Annotated in this window: 21 protein-coding genes and 1 riboswitch; of the genes, 14 read left to right on the top strand and 7 right to left on the bottom strand. The window is 59.6% G+C overall.

Annotation, left to right across the window (positions count from 1 at the left end):
* Nucleotides 1-33 precede the first annotated feature (33 nt).
* From hpxU to hpxK, 7 genes are all read left to right on the top strand, one after another.
* The gene (gene hpxU / locus ACJBF3_RS10075) at nucleotides 34-873 is read left to right on the top strand and encodes a MurR/RpiR family transcriptional regulator HpxU (protein WP_045326890.1); all 840 of its coding nucleotides are present in this window, start codon (nucleotides 34-36) and stop codon (nucleotides 871-873) included.
* 191 nt (nucleotides 874-1,064) lie between these two features.
* Nucleotides 1,065-1,847 (top strand): transporter substrate-binding domain-containing protein, encoded by a 783-nt coding sequence (locus ACJBF3_RS10070; protein WP_045326891.1) that lies wholly within the window; start codon nucleotides 1,065-1,067, stop codon nucleotides 1,845-1,847.
* 4 nt (nucleotides 1,848-1,851) lie between these two features.
* Entirely contained in the window at nucleotides 1,852-2,517 is a 666-nt protein-coding gene (locus ACJBF3_RS10065; RefSeq protein ID WP_045327122.1) for an amino acid ABC transporter permease, read from the top strand.
* Nucleotides 2,517-3,173, top strand: coding sequence for an amino acid ABC transporter permease (locus tag ACJBF3_RS10060; RefSeq protein WP_072034229.1), 657 nt, complete (start codon nucleotides 2,517-2,519; stop codon nucleotides 3,171-3,173). The genes ACJBF3_RS10065 and ACJBF3_RS10060 overlap by 1 nt, the downstream gene beginning before the upstream one ends.
* On the top strand, nucleotides 3,154-3,891 hold the full coding sequence (locus ACJBF3_RS10055) for an amino acid ABC transporter ATP-binding protein (protein ID WP_045326893.1): 738 nt from the start codon (nucleotides 3,154-3,156) through the stop codon (nucleotides 3,889-3,891). Before ACJBF3_RS10060 ends, ACJBF3_RS10055 begins: the two co-directional genes overlap by 20 nt.
* 13 nt (nucleotides 3,892-3,904) lie before the next feature.
* Entirely contained in the window at nucleotides 3,905-5,146 is a 1,242-nt protein-coding gene (locus ACJBF3_RS10050) for an alanine--glyoxylate aminotransferase family protein (protein ID WP_045326894.1), read from the top strand.
* Nucleotides 5,143-6,381: an allantoate amidohydrolase gene (hpxK, locus tag ACJBF3_RS10045; RefSeq protein ID WP_045326895.1), complete on the top strand. Its 1,239-nt coding sequence runs from the start codon at nucleotides 5,143-5,145 to the stop codon at nucleotides 6,379-6,381. The genes ACJBF3_RS10050 and hpxK overlap by 4 nt, the downstream gene beginning before the upstream one ends.
* 44 nt (nucleotides 6,382-6,425) lie before the next feature.
* Here hpxK and ACJBF3_RS10040 read toward each other — a convergent pair whose 3' ends face one another.
* Nucleotides 6,426-7,427: a magnesium transporter gene (locus ACJBF3_RS10040; protein WP_045326896.1), complete on the bottom strand. Its 1,002-nt coding sequence runs from the start codon at nucleotides 7,425-7,427 to the stop codon at nucleotides 6,426-6,428.
* 60 nt (nucleotides 7,428-7,487) lie between these two features.
* A riboswitch (M-box (ykoK) riboswitch) is annotated at nucleotides 7,488-7,657 on the bottom strand.
* Between the two features lie 159 nt (nucleotides 7,658-7,816).
* Between ACJBF3_RS10040 and ACJBF3_RS10035 the strand changes: the two genes are divergently transcribed.
* Nucleotides 7,817-8,320, top strand: a complete 504-nt coding sequence (locus ACJBF3_RS10035) for a DedA family protein (RefSeq protein ID WP_045326897.1) — start codon at nucleotides 7,817-7,819, stop codon at nucleotides 8,318-8,320.
* Between the two features lies 1 nt (nucleotide 8,321).
* Here ACJBF3_RS10035 and ACJBF3_RS10030 read toward each other — a convergent pair whose 3' ends face one another.
* Nucleotides 8,322-9,071, bottom strand: a complete 750-nt coding sequence (locus ACJBF3_RS10030; RefSeq protein WP_045326898.1) for an SDR family oxidoreductase — start codon at nucleotides 9,069-9,071, stop codon at nucleotides 8,322-8,324.
* 100 nt (nucleotides 9,072-9,171) lie between these two features.
* On the opposite strand from ACJBF3_RS10030, the gene ACJBF3_RS10025 reads away from it, so the two are divergent.
* Nucleotides 9,172-9,531 (top strand): helix-turn-helix domain-containing protein, encoded by a 360-nt coding sequence (locus ACJBF3_RS10025; protein ID WP_045326899.1) that lies wholly within the window; start codon nucleotides 9,172-9,174, stop codon nucleotides 9,529-9,531.
* 1 nt (nucleotide 9,532) lies between these two features.
* Here the strand turns inward: ACJBF3_RS10025 and ACJBF3_RS10020 are convergent, their stop codons facing one another.
* Together ACJBF3_RS10020 and ACJBF3_RS10015 are read right to left on the bottom strand one after the other, a co-directional pair.
* Nucleotides 9,533-10,327: an SDR family oxidoreductase gene (locus ACJBF3_RS10020; RefSeq protein ID WP_045326900.1), complete on the bottom strand. Its 795-nt coding sequence runs from the start codon at nucleotides 10,325-10,327 to the stop codon at nucleotides 9,533-9,535.
* A 125-nt stretch (nucleotides 10,328-10,452) separates the two neighbouring features.
* Nucleotides 10,453-10,896, bottom strand: coding sequence for a helix-turn-helix domain-containing protein (locus ACJBF3_RS10015; RefSeq protein ID WP_045326901.1), 444 nt, complete (start codon nucleotides 10,894-10,896; stop codon nucleotides 10,453-10,455).
* 152 nt (nucleotides 10,897-11,048) lie between these two features.
* Between ACJBF3_RS10015 and agp the strand changes: the two genes are divergently transcribed.
* Nucleotides 11,049-12,290, top strand: a complete 1,242-nt coding sequence (agp, locus tag ACJBF3_RS10010; protein WP_045326902.1) for a bifunctional glucose-1-phosphatase/inositol phosphatase — start codon at nucleotides 11,049-11,051, stop codon at nucleotides 12,288-12,290.
* Between the two features lie 35 nt (nucleotides 12,291-12,325).
* On the opposite strand, the gene ACJBF3_RS10005 is transcribed toward agp, so the two are convergent.
* Together ACJBF3_RS10005 and wrbA are read right to left on the bottom strand one after the other, a co-directional pair.
* Nucleotides 12,326-12,553, bottom strand: coding sequence for a YccJ family protein (locus ACJBF3_RS10005; RefSeq protein WP_008499832.1), 228 nt, complete (start codon nucleotides 12,551-12,553; stop codon nucleotides 12,326-12,328).
* A 20-nt stretch (nucleotides 12,554-12,573) separates the two neighbouring features.
* On the bottom strand, nucleotides 12,574-13,170 hold the full coding sequence (gene wrbA, locus ACJBF3_RS10000) for an NAD(P)H:quinone oxidoreductase (RefSeq protein ID WP_045326903.1): 597 nt from the start codon (nucleotides 13,168-13,170) through the stop codon (nucleotides 12,574-12,576).
* A 391-nt stretch (nucleotides 13,171-13,561) separates the two neighbouring features.
* On the opposite strand from wrbA, the gene ACJBF3_RS09995 reads away from it, so the two are divergent.
* The 4 genes from ACJBF3_RS09995 to ACJBF3_RS09980 all read left to right on the top strand — a co-directional run bounded on the left by ACJBF3_RS09995 (nucleotide 13,562) and on the right by ACJBF3_RS09980 (nucleotide 15,629).
* Nucleotides 13,562-13,735: a general stress protein gene (locus ACJBF3_RS09995; RefSeq protein WP_024909630.1), complete on the top strand. Its 174-nt coding sequence runs from the start codon at nucleotides 13,562-13,564 to the stop codon at nucleotides 13,733-13,735.
* Nucleotides 13,736-13,852: 117 nt separating this feature from the next.
* Nucleotides 13,853-14,770 carry a DMT family transporter gene (locus ACJBF3_RS09990; RefSeq protein WP_045326904.1) on the top strand — a complete coding sequence of 306 codons (918 nt, stop codon included), beginning with the start codon at nucleotides 13,853-13,855 and terminating at the stop codon, nucleotides 14,768-14,770.
* Between the two features lie 61 nt (nucleotides 14,771-14,831).
* Nucleotides 14,832-15,101 carry a DUF1778 domain-containing protein gene (locus ACJBF3_RS09985; protein WP_045326905.1) on the top strand — a complete coding sequence of 90 codons (270 nt, stop codon included), beginning with the start codon at nucleotides 14,832-14,834 and terminating at the stop codon, nucleotides 15,099-15,101.
* A gap of 27 nt (nucleotides 15,102-15,128) precedes the next feature.
* Entirely contained in the window at nucleotides 15,129-15,629 is a 501-nt protein-coding gene (locus tag ACJBF3_RS09980) for a GNAT family N-acetyltransferase (protein WP_173860524.1), read from the top strand.
* A gap of 36 nt (nucleotides 15,630-15,665) precedes the next feature.
* Here ACJBF3_RS09980 and rutG read toward each other — a convergent pair whose 3' ends face one another.
* Complete coding sequence (gene rutG / locus ACJBF3_RS09975) at nucleotides 15,666-16,988, bottom strand: pyrimidine utilization transport protein G (protein ID WP_045326907.1); 1,323 nt, start codon at nucleotides 16,986-16,988, stop codon at nucleotides 15,666-15,668.
* Nucleotides 16,989-17,004: the final 16 nt, after the last annotated feature.

The raw sequence follows: 17,004 nt of genomic DNA, 5'->3' as shown, positions 1-17,004 counted from the left end.
AAAATGTCATGAAACAAAAGTTACAGAGGCGCTATGGAACAACTGGATGAACGTCTGAAAGCACAGTACCCGTCACTGTCGCCGCAGGAGCAGCGGGTCGCGGATTTTATTTTCGACCACTTTGACGATCTGATTAGCTACAACAGCGCCGAGCTGGCGCAGCTGAGCGGGGTGTCAAAAGCGACGGTCAGCCGCCTGTTTAAGCGTCTGGGCTATGAGAAATATAAGGACATGCGCGACGAGCTGCGCACCCTGCGCCAGAGCGGGATGCCGCTCACCGATAACCGCGACGCGGTGCAGGGCAATACGCTGCTGGCGCGCCACTATAAGCAGGAGATGGCGAACCTGACCCAGTGGGTGAATGCCCTCGACGCGCAGCAGTTTGCCGACGCCATGGCCTGCATGGTAAAGGCGCGGCGCGTCGTCATTATCGGCATGCGTAACGCCTATCCGGCGGCGCTGCACCTGCGCCAGCAGCTGCTGCAGGCGCGCGGTCAGGTACTGGTGCTGCCGCAGCCGGGGCAGAGCCTGGGCGAAGAGCTGGTGGACTTAACGCCGGACGATATGGTGGTCATGATGGCGTTTCGCCGCCGGCCGCGCATCATCCGCCCGCTGATGCAGCAGCTTCAGAGCCGCGGCATTCCGGTGCTGCTGATGTGCGAGCCGCAGGCCCACAGCCTGTTTCCGCTGGCAAGCTGGCAGCTCTGCGCCCCGCTGGACAGCGTTTCGGCCTATGACAGCTACTCCGCGGTCAACAGCCTGATCAACCTGCTGGCGAACGCCTTCCTGCATGAGATCCTCGATAAAGGCCGTCCGCGCATTCACGAGATTGCCTCCCTCTACCAGCAGCTGGACGAACTCGAACAGCGATAATGGGGCGTCAGGCTGGTGCTTTGCATTGAAATGGTGCAACTTCACGGGGCGTAAATGGAGCGCATTTACGCCCCGCCCGCGTTTTATCAGGCTTTAAGACAATATTTCCCGCGTCGCCTTATCTGGCACATTAGTTGCAAAATCATCTTCAAAGAATCTTTTGTTTCATGTTAACGTTACGGGGAAGCACCATGAGAAAATTGTTGATTGCGCTGGCCGGGGCCGCATGCCTCTTTGCACAACTGCCCGCGAAGGCCGACCAGCTTCAGGATATCGAGAAGCGCGGCACCCTCCGCATTGCCGTTCCGCAGGATTTCCCGCCGTTTGGCTCGGTGGGGACCGACCTGCAGCCGCAGGGCTATGACATCGACATGGCGCGCTATCTGGCTAAGCAGATGAAGCTCAGGCTGCAGCTGGTGCCGGTGACCAGCGCCAACCGCGTGCCGTACCTGCAAACCGATAAGGTGGATCTGGTCATCTCCAGCCTCGGGAAAAACCCGGAGCGCGAGAAGGTGATCGACTTCAGCCGCGCCTACGCGCCGTTCTTCCTCGGCGTGTTTGGCCCGAAAGGGGCCGAGCTGAAGGATGCCGCCGCGCTGAGCGGCAAAACCATCGGCGTGACGCGCGGGGCGGTGGAGGACATGGTGCTGACCGGCCTGGCACCGAAAGACGCGGACGTGAAGCGCTACGAAGACAATAACACCACGCTGTCAGCCTATCTGTCCGGGCAGGTGCAGTACGTGGCGACCGGCAACCTCGTGGTGGCGGCCATTTCGCGGCAGAATGCGGACAAAGCCCCGGTACCGAGCTTTATGCTGAAAGATTCGCCGTGCTTTATCGGCCTGAAGAAAAACGAACCGGCCCTGAAGGCAAAAGTGGACGCGCTGATTGAGCAGGGCATCAAGGACGGCACGCTGAACGGCCTGTCCGAGCAGTGGCTGAAGGCCCCGCTGCCGGCAAACCTTGGCGCCTGAGCCGATGACTGAGCAACTTGATTTTTCAGCCCTCTGGCCGCACTGGCCGGAGCTGCTGGCGGGGCTGTGGGTCACCGTTCAGCTGACGGTGATGGCGACCGTCGGCGGGCTGGCGACAGGGATTGTCGGGGCGGCGATCCGCAGCGGACGCACGACCTGGTACAGCCGGATCTGGGGCGGTTACGTGGAGATTATCCGCAACACGCCGTTTGTGGTGCAGCTGTTTTTCATCGTCTTCGGCCTGCCGAATCTGGGCCTGAAGATGACGGCAGGGGAAGCGGCGCTGCTGGCGATGGTGGTGAACCTGGGCGCCTACAGCACGGAGATTATCCGCGCGGGCATTCAGGTGACGCCGAAAGGGCAGTGGGAAGCCGGACGCGTGCTGGGGCTGACCCGCCTGCAGACCTTTATCCGCGTGGTGCTGCCGCCTGCGCTGCAGCGCATTTACCCGGCGCTGGTGAGCCAGTGCATCATCGTGATGCTCGGCTCGTCGGTGGTGTCGCAGGTCTCGTATGAAGAGCTGACCTTCGCCGCTAACCTGATCCAGTCCAGAACGTTTTTGAGCTTTGAGGTCTATCTGGTGACAACCGGGATTTACTTAGCACTGTCGATTACCCTGCGCCAGCTGATGATGGCGGCAGGACGGAAATGGCTGGGGGTGCAGGCATGATGACCACCTTTACCGACTGGGACATTATTCGCAACCTGCTGCTGGCCGGACGCTGGACGGTGCTGCTGTCGCTGGTGGCGTTTGTCGGCGGGGCGGCGGTGACGCTGCCGCTCCTGCTGCTGCGCCTGACCGGCGGGCGCACGGTGAAGCGCATCATCCGCGGCTATATCGAGCTGTTTCAGGGCACGCCGCTGCTGATGCAGCTGTTCCTGGCCTTCTTCGGCGTGGCGCTGTTTGGCATTGACGTCTCGCCGTGGACCGCCGCCTCGCTGGCGCTGACGTTTTACACCAGCGCGTTTCTGCTCGATATCTGGAACGGCAGCATTCGCGCCCTGCCGAAGGGGCAGTGGGAGGCCTCTCGCTGTCTGGGGCTGACCTTTGGCCAGACCCTGTTTCGCGTGGTCGCCCCGCAGGCGCTGCGCATCGGCATTGCACCGACGGTCGGCTTTGCCGTGCAGGTGATTAAAGGCACCGCGCTGGCGTCGATTATCGGCTTTATCGAGCTGACCAAGGCCGGGACCATGCTGACCAACGTGACCTATCAGCCGTTTAAGGTCTTTGCGCTGGTGGCGCTGGGCTACTTTATTCTGTGCTATCCGCTGTCGCGCTACAGCCGCTATCTGGAGACGAAATTCAATGCCTCTCATCACCATTAATCAGGTGCAGAAGTACTACGGCGATAACCACGTGCTCAAGGGTGTCGATCTCGATATCGACATGGGCCAGGTGATCTCCATCATCGGGCGCAGCGGATCGGGCAAAAGCACGCTGCTGCGCTGCATCAACGGCCTGGAAGGCTACCAGGACGGCAGCATCAAGCTGGGCGGCATGACCATTACCGACCGGGATTCCCAGGCGCGCGAAATCAGCCGCTCGGTCGGGATGGTGTTCCAGAGCTTTAACCTGTTCCCGCACATGACGGCGCTGGAGAACGTAATGCTCGCCCCGCGTCGGGTGCTGAAGAAAAGCGCCGCAGAATGCCGGGCGCTGGCGCAGCAGATGCTGGAGAAGGTTGGCCTGGGCGATCGTCTGGAGTACTACCCGTCGAGCCTCTCCGGCGGCCAGCAGCAGCGCGTGGCGATTGCCCGCGCGCTGGCGATGTCGCCGAAAGTGTTACTCTGCGACGAGATCACCTCCGCGCTGGACCCGGAGCTGGTGGGCGAAGTGCTCAAGGTGCTGGAGCAGCTGGCGGCCGAGGGAATGACGCTGATACTGGTTACCCATGAAATGAATTTCGCCCGCGAAGTGGGCGACCGCGTGGTGTTTATGCACCAGGGGAAAGTCTGGGAGCAGGGCGACAGCAAAACGCTGTTCGCCAACCCGCAGACCACGGAACTGAAGCAGTTCATCTCCTCCGTGCGCGGCCTCAACTGATAAGGACTTAACGATGGATATCGCACGCTTTCCGCAAATCAACCCGCCCCAGCGCCTGCTGATGGGGCCGGGCCCGATCAACGCCGACCCGCGCGTGCTGCGCGCCATGTCGAGCCAGCTGATCGGCCAGTACGATCCGGCCATGACCCACTACATGAACGAGGTGATGGCGCTCTATCGCGGCGTATTCCGCACCGAAAACCGCTGGACGATGCTGGTGGACGGCACCTCCCGCGCGGGGATTGAGGCCATTCTGGTCTCCGCTATCCGCCCGGGCGATAAGGTGCTGGTGCCGGTCTTTGGCCGCTTCGGCCATCTGCTGTGCGAGATTGCCCGCCGCTGCCGGGCGGAGGTCCATACCATCGAGGTGCCGTGGGGCGAGGTGTTTACCCCGGACCAGGTGGAGGATGCGGTTAAGCGTATTCGTCCGCGCCTGCTGCTGACCGTGCAGGGCGATACCTCCACCACCATGCTGCAGCCGCTTGCGGAGCTCGGTGAGATCTGCCGCCGCTACGACGTGCTGTTTTACACCGATGCCACCGCGTCGCTCGGCGGCAACGCGCTGGAGACCGACGCCTGGGGGCTGGACGCCGTCTCGGCCGGGATGCAGAAGTGCCTCGGGGGCCCGTCGGGCACGTCGCCGATCACCCTGAGCGCGCGCATGGAGGAGGCGATCCGCCGCCGCAGGTGCGTTGAGGAGGGTATCCGCACCGACGCCCACCGCGACGGCGACGAGGAGATGATCTACTCCAACTACTTCGATCTCGGCATGGTGATGGACTACTGGGGGCCGGAGCGGCTGAACCACCACACCGAAGCCACCACCGCGCTGTTCGGGGCCCGCGAATGCGCGCGGCTGATCCTGCAGGAAGGGCTGGATAACGGCATCGCGCGGCACAAGCTGCACGGCGACGCGCTCCTGAAGGGCATCCAGTCGATGGGGCTGGAGACCTTCGGCGACCTGAAGCACAAGATGAACAACGTGCTCGGCGTGGTCATTCCGCAGGGCGTCAACGGCGACCAGGTACGCAAGCTGATGCTGGAGGATTTCGGCATTGAAATCGGCACCTCGTTTGGCCCGCTGCACGGCAAGGTGTGGCGCATTGGCACCATGGGCTACAACGCGCGCAAGGACTGCGTGATGACCACCCTGAGCGCGCTGGAGTCGGTGCTGAACTACCTGAAATTCACCACCACGCAGGGTGCCGCCATGCAGGCCGCGTGGGACCACTACCGCCGCGAGACGCCGCAATGAGCCCGGCGGCAGAACGTGTGATGGCGCGCGCCGACGCGCTGGCCGCCATCAGCGAAACCCCGGATGCGCTGACGCGGGTCTATCTTTCCACGCAGCATCTGCAGGCCAACCAGCTTGTTGGAGAGTGGATGCGCCAGGCGGGCATGACCGTCTGGCAGGACAGCGTCGGCAATATCTGTGGACGCTACGAAGGCGCGCAGGAAGGGGCGCAGGCGGTGCTGCTCGGCTCGCATCTGGATACCGTTCGCAACGCCGGGCGCTATGACGGCATGCTCGGGGTGCTCACCGCCATCGAAGTGGTGGACAGCCTGCACCAGCAGGGGCTCCATCTGGCGCAGGCCATCGAGATTGTCGGCTTTGGTGACGAAGAGGGCACCCGCTTCGGCATTACGCTGTTGGGCAGCCGGGGGCTGACGGGCACCTGGCCGCAGGGCTGGCTGGAGACGCGTGATGCTCAGGGCATCAGCGTGGCGCAGGCGATGGTGCAGGCGGGGCTCGATCCCGCCCGCGTGGCGCTCGCGGCGCGCCATCGGGATGATGTCAGCGCCTGTCTGGAACTGCACATCGAACAGGGGCCGTGTCTCGAGCAGGAAGGGCTGGCGCTGGGCGTGGTGGAGGCCATTAACGGTGCCCGTCGTCTGAACTGCCGCTTCACCGGCGAGGCCGGACACGCGGGCACCGTGCCGATGAACCATCGTAAGGATGCCCTGGCCGCCGCCGCCGAGTGGATGGTGCTGATCGAAAATATTACCCGGCAGCAGGGCGGCAACCGGGTGGCGACGGTCGGCGAGCTGCGCTGCCTGCCCGGTGCGGTCAACGTCATCCCCGGTGAGGTTACGCTCTCGCTGGATATTCGCGGCCCGCAGGATGCGCCGCTTGACGCGCTGCTCGCGGAACTGCTGGCGCAGGCGCAGGCGATTGCCGCGCGTCGCGGGCTAGGCTTTAGCGCGGAGGAGTTTTACCGGATCGCCGCCACGCCGTGCGATGCACGTTTGCAGCATCTGCTGTTAAGCGCCGTGGAATCGGTGCAGGGGCGCTCAGTATCTCTGCCGAGCGGCGCCGGGCATGATACCATCGCCCTGGCGGAACGCTGGCCGGTGGGGATGCTGTTCGTGCGCTGCAGGGGCGGGATCAGCCACCATCCGGCGGAATCGGTGATGGCTGAGGATGTTGCCCTGGCGATTGAGGCATTTGGGCGGGCGGTGAGAACGCTGGCTGACGGTGGTGCGCGTTAATTTGTAGGTCGGGTAAGCGCAGCGCCACCCGACAAGGCGATGCGTTATTCCAGCCCCAGCGTATACTGCGCGATCTTAAAGTAGATAATCAGCCCGGTGCCGTCGATAAGCGTCGCGATAAACGGCGCGGAGACGACCGCCGGGTCAATACCGCAGCGCTTGAGCACCATCGGAATGACGGACGACACAATCGCGCTCCACAGGGTAATACACACCAGCGTCAGGCTGACGATAAGCGTAATTTCCAGCCCAATCCCCATCATCCACGCGCGGATACACCCGGCGATACCCAGCGTCACGGCAATCATCAGTGAGGTGGTCATCTCTTTACGCAGCACGCGGCCGACGTCGCGCAGGTGGACTTCCCCCAGCGCCATGGCGCGCACCAGCGTGGACGTGATCTGCGTCCCGCTGTTGCCGCCCGTGCCGATCAGCAGCGGAATGAAGAACGCCAGCGCAATGGCGGACTCCAGCGCCTCTTCGAAATGCTGGATCACCGAGCTGGTGTAGGCTTCGGCGACAAACAGCAGCAGCAGCCAGACGGAGCGTTTTTTCCACAGGCTAAAGGCGCTGGTTTCCAGGTAGGGCTTCTCAAGCGGCAGCGTCGCCCCCTGAAGCTGGGCATCTTCGGTAACGTCATCTTCGAGCAGGTGGGCGATTTCGCGCTCGGTCAGGCAGCCGACGAGCTTGCCGTGGGCCACTACCGGCACGACATCCGCACCGCCGTGCGCCAGCAGACCGGCGACGTCGGCACGTTCATCCTCCGGTTTGACCTGCAAAAATTGCGAAATCATCAGCGATTTCACCGGCTGTACCGTATCGGCGGTCTGCAGCAGTTTACGCACCGCAATCATGCCCGCCAGGCGGCCATTGTCTTCAATAAAAATATGTGACGGAATATCGTCGTCTTTTAATTTTTCGAAGAATTGCTCGCGCGCCAGCGCCACGCATAATGAAATATCGAGGACGATAAAATCGGTATTCATATATTGCGCGATGGCGCTGTCATTGAATCCCGGGTTTTGGTTGTGAATAGCGTAAGACATAGTGAATTCCCTTTGAATAATAACATCTCTCAGGGGCGAGCAAGACAGGGCATGTCGAAGAGGAGATCCCCACGTCCTGGGTTCAGCACTGTACACCGTATCCCGCAAGGGAAGTTATACTGACAAAGCCTTGATTCGACAGTGCCTGTTTTACCCTGTGCCGGTTCTCTCGAACCTACCAGAGCGATAACGTGTATTTGTACAGGAGCCTCGCCATAACGAGATCGTTGTAAAACGTGAGGGATAATACGCCTGTTTAAATTTACCGCTCAGGAAATTAAATAATGTTTAAGAACGGTTTAGATAAATCTTATTAATAAAACGTTGAGGGTTTATTTAAGTTCCTTCATTTTAAATGAAGGATTAAATAACGAATGTTGGAGCGGAGAATGGCGTGGTTTGACAATTTGCTGAATCATTTTGCGCTCTATCCAGCACATCTTTTCGCGCTGTTATTTGTGATGGCGCTGAGTAAATCGACGGTGCTGATCTCCTCCGTGCTGCCGCCCGCCTCGGTAATGCTGCTAGCGGGTATTTCCGTCAGCCAGGCGAGCATGCATCCTGCGCTGGCGTGGCTGGCCGTGGCGTTGGGGGCAACGGCAGGTTCGGTGCTGAATTACCATATCGGCCAGCTGATGGGGCACACCCGGCTGGTCACGCGTTTTACCTCAAAGCATGCCGATAAGTTCTTGCGGGTACAGCATCAGCTGCAAAAGAACGGCGTCATCGTACTTTTTACGTCGCGCTTTCTGGCGGTATTGCGTTATATCGTCCCGCTGGCGGCGGGGATGCTCAGGCTGAACGCAGTCAAGGTTTACGTCGTCAGCCTGCTTTCCGCCTGCGCATGGGCGGCGCTGTATGTCGGCATCGTTACCGGCATCAGCGCCTTTTGAGCTACAGGCTCCCCATTCCGCCGTCGACCAGCAGTTCCGTTCCCACCGTGTAGCTCGACTCGTCGGACGCCAGATAGAGCGCGGCTTTCGCCAGCTCCGTCGTCGAGCCCATTCTGCCGAGCGGTACCAGCTTGATGATGTCCGCCATCATCGCGTTAAGCGCCTCCTCGCTTAAGCCCGTTTTCGTAAACGCCGGGGTTTCCACCGGACCGGGGCTGAGGCCGTTGACGCGGATCCCGCGCTGCAGCAGCTCCGCCGACAGCGTGCGCGCCAGAGAGAGCAGGGCGGCCTTGCTCGCGGCGTACACGCTGCTGGTGGGCAGGCCGATGCGCGCGCTCACGGAGCCGCAGAGGATCACCGAAGACGGGTTATTCAGCAGCGGCAGCAGCGCCTGAATCAAAAAGAACGGTCCCTTAAGGTTAATGCCCATCAGACGATCCCAGGCCTCTTCCTCCCAGGCTTCCAGCGGCGCGTGCGTTACGTCACCGGCGTTGAGAAACACCGCGTCCAGGCGTGGCCAGCGGGCGGCGAGGGTTTCCGCCAGCGCTTTTTGCGACGCCAACTCTCCCGCATCGGTCGGGATCACCCAGGCCTTATCGCCCAGAATGCGCTCTGCTTCGGCGAGGGTATTCGGGTTGCGTCCGGTTACAGCGACGCGCGCGCCTTCGGCGATAAACGCCTGCGCGGTGGCGAGACCGATGCCGCTGGTGCCGCCGGTAATCAGCGTGTACTTGTCTGTTAAACGACCCATGTTCTTCTCCTGAAAAGTCACTGGAGAAAGCACTATAGAAACGTTAGTATCGAAAAGAAACCAGGTACCAAATGGATACTAACGAGGCAAGAGGTGTGCTATGGCAGAAATGCTGGAGGTGTGCTGTGAAAAAAAATCTGAGGCGTATACCTGCCCGATGACGCAGTTTGTGAACCTGATTTCTGGCAAATGGGCGATCCCGATCCTCTATCGGCTGATTGTCTTCAACACGCCCGTTCGCTTTGGCGATCTCCTGCGTGCCGCATCCCCCATCACGCAGAAAGAGCTGACGAAGCAGCTGCGCCTGTTTGAACAGCGCGGGCTGGTGACGCGGACGGTCTATCCGGAGATCCCGCCGCGCGTGGAGTATCAAATTACCGAGCTCGGGTTAACCCTGCAGGATGCGCTCTCCCCGCTGGCCGCCTGGATGAGCGAGTACGGCAGCCAGCTGGAGCGTTAGGTTACTGCTTCACGTAGCGCGGGGCAGGAATACCGGTACGCGCGCTGTTGAACAGCTCAAGGCGCGCCGCTTCGTAACGGTCCCACAGGCCGGCGTCATGCATCGGCGGGATGGTGATCGCTTCGCCCTGATCCAGACCCGCCAGCGACGCGTCCACCATATCGTCGGTGGTCATCACCGATCCTTCCGGCAGATCGTTCACCGTGACGCCGGAGTGGCTCCAGATCTCCGTCGCCGTGGCGGCGGGCAGCACGGCCTGAATGCGCACGCTGCTGTCGGCAAACTCTTCCTGCAGCCCGCGGGTAAAGCTCAACACCCACGCCTTGGTGGCGCTGTAGAGCGCGCTGCCTGCCCGCACGTGCAGGGCCAGTACGGAGGCGATATTGATCAGCGTGCCGTGATTATTCTGCGCCAGCCGCGGCAGGATGGCGTAGGTCAGGCGCATCAGCGCCGTGGTGTTCAGGGTGTTAATGGCCTGATGCTGCGCCACCTCGCCCGCGAGGAACGGTGCCATCTGCGCGGTGCCCGCGTTGTTAATCAGCGTATCAATGGCGGTATTGCGGCGCAGTTCGTCTTCCACGGCGCGGATCCCGGCTTCATCCGTCAGGTCGGCCACCAGAATATCGACGGCGACGCCATAGCGCGCGCGCAGGTCGGCGGCGAGGGATTTCAGACGATCCTCGCGACGGGCAACCAGTACCAGGCTGGCGCCGCGCGCGGCAAGACGGTCGGCATAAACGGCACCAATCCCGGAAGAGGCGCCCGTAATCAGGGCGGTGGTGATGTGCGTAGTCATCGTGTGTTACCTCAAGGCAAAGTGGGTTATTTGGTTTCAAGATGAAACTGAATTAACTCTCTGCTATTTGGTTTTATAATGCAACTATTTTACTGGGCATTTTGTGCTTTTGCCGTCGGGAACGATCAGGAAGGGAGTTTGGCCACGATCTCTTCAGGCGTCAGTTCGCGCCCGTCGTCGGCGATAAGCGCCAGCTTGCGCAGGGGTTTACGCTGTTCGGTATCGACCAGCACGGTGCCGCATTCGTTTTCCGCGAACAAAAACTCATTTCCCCACTGGGAGAGGGCAACCAGCACCGTCTGCAGGGCGCGCCCCTTTTCGGTCAGGACATATTCCTGCCAGGCGCTGCCGTCGGACGCGGGCTGAAGCCGGAGGATCCCCTCATCCACCAGCAGCTTTAGCCGCGTGGTCAGCATGTTTTTCGCGATACCGAGACTTTTCTGAAACTCGCCGAAGCGCTTAATTCCGCGCAGCGCGTCGCGAACAATCAGCAGCGACCACCAGTCGCCGATGATATCCAGCGAACGGGCGACGGGGCAGGGGCTCTCTTCAAGACGGGTACGTTTCACAATCAGTTCTCCGGTGGGGTATGGTTTTATTATAAAACTAATGGGCACACACCGTAAGCACGTTAATCATCAGTTTGAGAAATGCTTCCCGGAAAATTGTCACCAATCTGTCACACTGAACGCGACATTTTAAAACGAGTGAGGAATTAGGGATGAGAAAAGCACTACTCGCGCTGGCGGTCGCCGGTTCCATTTCAGCAACGTTCGGCGTGCAGGCGCAAGAGACGCCGGAAGGGTATCAGCTGGAACAAGTTTTAATCATGAGTCGCCATAACCTGCGCGCGCCGCTGGCTAACAACGGCAGCGTGCTGGAGCAGTCCACGCCGAAGCAGTGGCCGGAGTGGGAGGTGCCGGGCGGTCAGCTCACCACCAAAGGCGGCGTGCTGGAAGTCTACATGGGCCATTACATGCGCGAGTGGCTGGCGCAGCAGGGGATGGTGACCACTGGCGAATGTCCACCGGCTCAGAGCGTGTATGCTTATGCCAACAGCCTGCAGCGTACCGTCGCGACCGCGCAGTTCTTTATTACCGGGGCGTTCCCAGGGTGCGACATACCTGTGCACCACCAGGAAAAAATGGGCACCATGGACCCAACCTTTAATCCGGTGATTACCAATAACTCGCCGGAATTCCGTGAAAAAGCGCTGAAGGCGATGGAGACGGAACGGCAGAAAATGCAGCTTACTGAGAGCTATAAGCTGCTGGAGCAGATGACGAACTACGCCGATTCTCCATCCTGCAAAGAGAAAAAAGTCTGCTCGCTGGCGGACGCGAAAGATACCTTCAGCGCCGACTATGAAAAAGAGCCTGGCGTATCCGGGCCGCTGAAGGTGGGCAACTCGCTGGTGGATGCGTTCACGCTGCAGTACTACGAAGGCTTCCCGGCCGACCAGGTGGCCTGGGGCGAAATCAAGACCGACCAGCAGTGGCGCGTGCTGTCGATGCTGAAGAACGGCTATCAGGACTCGCTGTTTACCTCCACCGAGGTGGCGCAAAACGTGGCGAAGCCGCTGGTGAAGTATATCGATAAAACGCTGGTTACCGACCAGGCGAAAGCGCCGAAAATCACCCTGCTGGTGGGGCATGACTCGAATATTGCGTCGCTGCTCACCGCCCTGGATTTCAAACCGTATCAGCTGCACGACCAGCACGAACGTACCCCAATTGGCGGCAAGATCGTCTTCCAGCGCTGGCATGACAAAAATGCCAATCAGGAGCTGATGAAAATTGAGTATGTCTATCAGAGCGCGGAGCAGCTGCGTAACGCCAGCGTGCTGTCGCTGCAGTCTCCGGCGCAGCGCGTGACGCTGGAGCTGAAAGGCTGTCCGGTGGATGCGAACGGTTTCTGTCCGGTCGATAAATTCAATGCGGTGATGAATAACGCGGCGAAGTAAACGAAAACCCCCCGCGCGATGGCGGGGGGAAACGCTTAGACGTTTTTACGTTCGATGGTTTGCTCGCCCCAGAAGAGCGAGTCTTTATCCGTTTTTTCGAAGGCGCGCACCAGCACCTCATCGTTACCTTCCTCCCAGATCTGCTCGGCCAGCTTTTCATCGTATTTCGCGACTTCAAAGATAGCTTCGGCAATCTCCGGAGAGGTGTTGCGTAAACTTGCCCATTCGCCCACGTGGTGAGCTTTGGATTCTTGAGTTGGCATGCTTGTCCTCCTGTTGGGTGTTAGCCGTTCAGTTTTTTGGCCAGACCCGCGACGTATTCACCCTGATAGCGGGCGATAGCCAGCTCTTCATTGCTTGGCTGACGCGAGCCATCCCCACCGGCAATGGTGGTAGCACCGTACGGCGTACCGCCGCGGACCTGGGAAATGTCAAACAGCTCCTGCGCGCCGTAGCCAATCGGCACAATCACCATCCCGTGATGGGCAAGGGTAGTCCAGGTTGAGGTAATCGTCTGCTCCTGACCGCCGCCGGTCCCGGTGGAGCTGAATACGCTGGCAAGTTTGCCGTAGAGCGCCCCGGATGCCCAGAGCCCGCCCGTCTGATCGAGGAAGGTGCGCATCTGGCCTGACATATTGCCGAAGCGTGTCGGGGTGCCGAAAATAATGGCATCGTAGTCAGCCAGCTCCTGCGGGGTGGCCTGCGGCGCGTTTTGCGTTTTACCGCCGGCTTTTAAAAACGCCTCGGCATTCATGGTTTCCGGTACGCGTTTCACCACAACCTCTACGCCGTCTACCTTGTTTGCACCCTCAGCAACCGCGTGAGCCATGGTTTCAATGTGTCCATACATGGAATAATAGAGCACCAGAACTTTTGCCATTTTGCTTCACTCCTCGTTGGTTTTTTCTGACAGCGGATCGCTGCGTTCTTTTAAAGATATGCCATCACGGCCAGACTGCAAAAATGAACGGCATTTCTTTGATTTATAACAATATGATTACAAAAAGGTGTTGTAGCAAAATGAAACAACTTTTCGACAGCGGTTTTTTGAAACGATAAGAAAGGCTTATGAATTACCGTCGCGTCATCTCACCCAAAAGACTGAGTTCATGTTGCAGGATATTACCTGCGGCTTGCCGGATAGCGGCATTCCACTAAGCTTAGTTTCACGCGGCACGGATAAAGGCACTGTCTTTGTGCTGCGAGGTGAAAGAATCCTCTTTTACTGAATGCAATATGATGTCTAATGTTTCACATTCTGGAGGTTAGAGATGGCAAACCATCGTGGTGGTTCAGGTAATTTCGCAGAAGACCGTGAAAGAGCATCAGAAGCAGGCCGTAAAGGTGGCCAGCATAGCGGGGGTAACTTCAAGAATGACCCGCAACGCGCATCTGAAGCTGGCAAGAAGGGGGGTAAAAACAGCCACGGCAGCAGCAGCAAGTAGTACGCCGGGTTGAACCCCTGCCGCCGGGGTACCCCGGCGGTTTTTTTATTTCTGCAACATTGAACTGTAACCAAAGGCAACGCACACTAGAGAATTGTTCATACTTGCTGGTGCCGCATGTCTTTTTCACGCTTCAAATTCTCCGTAAAACCGCAGGAAGCCATCCTCATTCTCATCACCATGTTCTGGGGCGGGACGTTTCTGGCCGTCCAGTACGCGGTGACCCTCAGCGATCCGTTCTTTTTTGTTGGCCTGCGCTTTGCGACGGCGGCGATAGCCGTGGGGCTGATCTCGCTGAAAACGCTGCGCGGCCTGACGCGTAAAGAACTCCAGGCAGGCGTGGCGATAGGGATTGCGATTGCAATGGGCTACAGCCTGCAGACGTGGGGGTTGCAGACCATCTCCAGCAGCAAATCCGCATTTATCACCGCCATGTATGTGCCCCTGGTGCCGCTCCTGCAGTGGCTGTGTCTGGGGCGGCTGCCGGGGCTGATGTCCTGCATCGGCATCGTGCTGGCGTTTATCGGCCTGATTTTGCTCGCCGGACCTGAAAACAACCTGCTGGCGCTGGGGCCGGGGGAGATCATTACCCTCGTCGGGGCGGTTGCGATTGCGGCGGAAATTATTCTGATTAGCGCGTGGGCGGGCCAGGTTGACGTTAAGCGGGTAACGGTCGTGCAGCTTGCGACGGCGTCGCTGGTGGCGTTTGCGACAATGGTGCCGGCAGGGGAGTCCGTGCCGCCCATGTCCACCGGCCTGATTGTGGTGGCGCTGGGGCTGGGCATTTTCAGCGCTATTATTCAGGTCACCATGAACTGGGCGCAGCGCAGCGTATCGCCGACGCGAGCGACGGTGATTTATACCGGTGAACCGGTGTGGGCGGGGATTTTCGGCCGCATCGCGGGCGAGCGTTTGCCGCTGCTGGCCCTGGTGGGCGCGGCATTTATCGTCGCCGGGGTGCTGGTGAGCGAGTTAAAGCTTAAAAAGCGTCGGAGTCAGGTGAGCGACCTGACCGCTAAAGAAGGTTTAGATTGAAAAAATGGTCCGGTTTATCTACCATGCGTACGGATAAATACCGTACACGGTGAAGCAAACCATGCCAGCACTTAAAAAACAGCGTATCGATCTTCGCTTAACGGACGAAGACAAAACCATGATTGAAGAAGCGGCGGCGATGACGAACCAGACGATCACCCAGTTTATGGTGAACAGTGCGTCAGCGCGTGCTGCAGAGGTCATTGAACAGCATCGGCGTCTCGTATTAAACGAAGCATCATGGAATGCGGTAATGGATGCCATCGACAATCCGCCAGAGCCAAATGAACGCCTGAAGCGAGCGGCAAAACGTCTTCAAGACATGGAGTGATGCGTCGTGGAAAATCTCACGATCGAAATGTTTGCAGAGGGAAAGGATTACGATTTCAGGGAGTTCGATTGTGGTGAACCCTCGCTAAATGTTTTTCTCACAGAACATCTGGTGCGTCAGCACAATGGACGTATTTTACGCGGCTACCTGCTTAAAGAGCGCGACCATCCGCGAGTCCTGGGCTATTACACGCTGTCTGGAAGTTGCTTTGAAAGGGAGATGCTTCCCTCTAAGACGCAGCAGCGGCGCATCCCTTATAGCAACGTGCCCAGCGTAACGCTGGGACGTCTGGCTATTGATAAAAACATACAGGGACAGGCGTGGGGAACAACGCTCGTCGCGCATGCCATGCGGGTTGTCTATCTGGCGTCGCAGGCGGTGGGGGTACACGGAATATTTGTTGATGCACTTAACGAGCAGGCAAAACGATTTTATCTTAGGCAGGGTTTTATTCCCCTGACGGGAGAAAACAGCCATTCTCTTTTCTTTCCGACAAAATCTATCGAACGACTGTTTCAGCAAGATTGATCGGGTAAGGCCTGGCCCTCACCCGACAGGCAGATTTCACGACTCCTGATGCACCACTTCCCCCTGCGGGGCAGCGGCCTTCCGGCGGCTCAGCAGGGCGTTAAGCAGGATCGCGCCGAAGGTCGCTGTACCAATCCCGCCAATCGTAAACCCGCCCAGCGTCAGAGCAAAATCGCCCGCGCCCAGCACCAGCGTGACCGCCACCATAATCAGATTGCTGTTCTGGCTAAGGTCGACGCGATGCTGCACCCAGATACGCGCCCCGGCGACGGCAATCAGACCAAACACCACGATTGATGCGCCGCCAATGACCGGTGACGGAATGGTGTGGATCAGCGCGCCGAACTTCGGCGAGAAGCCGAGCAGTATCGCCATCGCCGCCGCCGCGACGAAGACCAGCGTCGAATAGACTTTGGTCACCGCCATCACGCCGATGTTTTCGGCATAGGTGGTGACGCCGCTGCCGCCGACAGAGCCCGATAGCATGGTCGCCAGCCCGTCGCCGACGAACGCGCGTCCCATGTACGGATCCATGCTGCGCCCGGTCATCCCCGCAACCGCCTTCAGGTGACCCAGGTTTTCCGCCACCAGGATCACCGCCACCGGTGCGATAAGCATCATCGCCTGGGCGTTAAAGGTGGGTGAGGTCACCTGCGGCAGGCCAAACCAGGCGGCCTGCTGAAGCAGCGTAAAATCAACCGGCTTGCCGAGACCAAAAACGTTCGCCAGCAGAGCGTAAACCAGACAGGCGACAATCAGCCCGACCAGGATCAGCAGCCGCTGGATCATGCCGCGCGTAAACACCGCCACCAGGCCGATGCACAGCACGGTCACGACCGCCATCCAGCTTTCAAACGGCGAGCCGGAGACGCTTTTCACCGCAATCGGCGCAAGGTTCAGGCCTATCGCCATCACCACCGCGCCGGTGACGACGGGAGGCATCATGCGCTCAATCCAGCGGGTGCCGATCTTCATCACCACCAGGCCAATCAGGGTATACACCAGGCCGCAGGCGATGATGCCGCCAAGGGCCACGCTCAGGTTAGGGTTGATCCCCTGGCCGTTAAAGCCGGTGGTGGCGATAACCACGCCCACAAAGGCAGCGCTGGATCCGAGATAGCTGGGCACGCGTCCGCCGGTAACAAAAAAGAACAGCAGGGTGCCGATACCGGACATCAGAATCGAGAGGTTGGGATCGAGGCCCATCAGCATCGGCATCAGCACCGTGGCGCCAAACATGGCGACCGCGTGCTGGACGCCCATCACCATCGTTTGCCCCAGCGGGAGGCGTTCATCCGGCGCGACCACGCCTGCGTCTGTGGAGGTCGATTTCAACTGCCAGTGGGGAAATCCGAACATGGTTGTCTCCTTAGAG

It is taken from the genome of Enterobacter sp. PP-008-ECC_S150 (genome assembly GCF_045257065.1).
GTDB lineage: Bacteria > Pseudomonadota > Gammaproteobacteria > Enterobacterales > Enterobacteriaceae > Enterobacter > Enterobacter chengduensis.
Note: the sequence above shows the minus strand (reverse complement) of the source record. Positions and strands in the feature narration are given on the sequence as shown.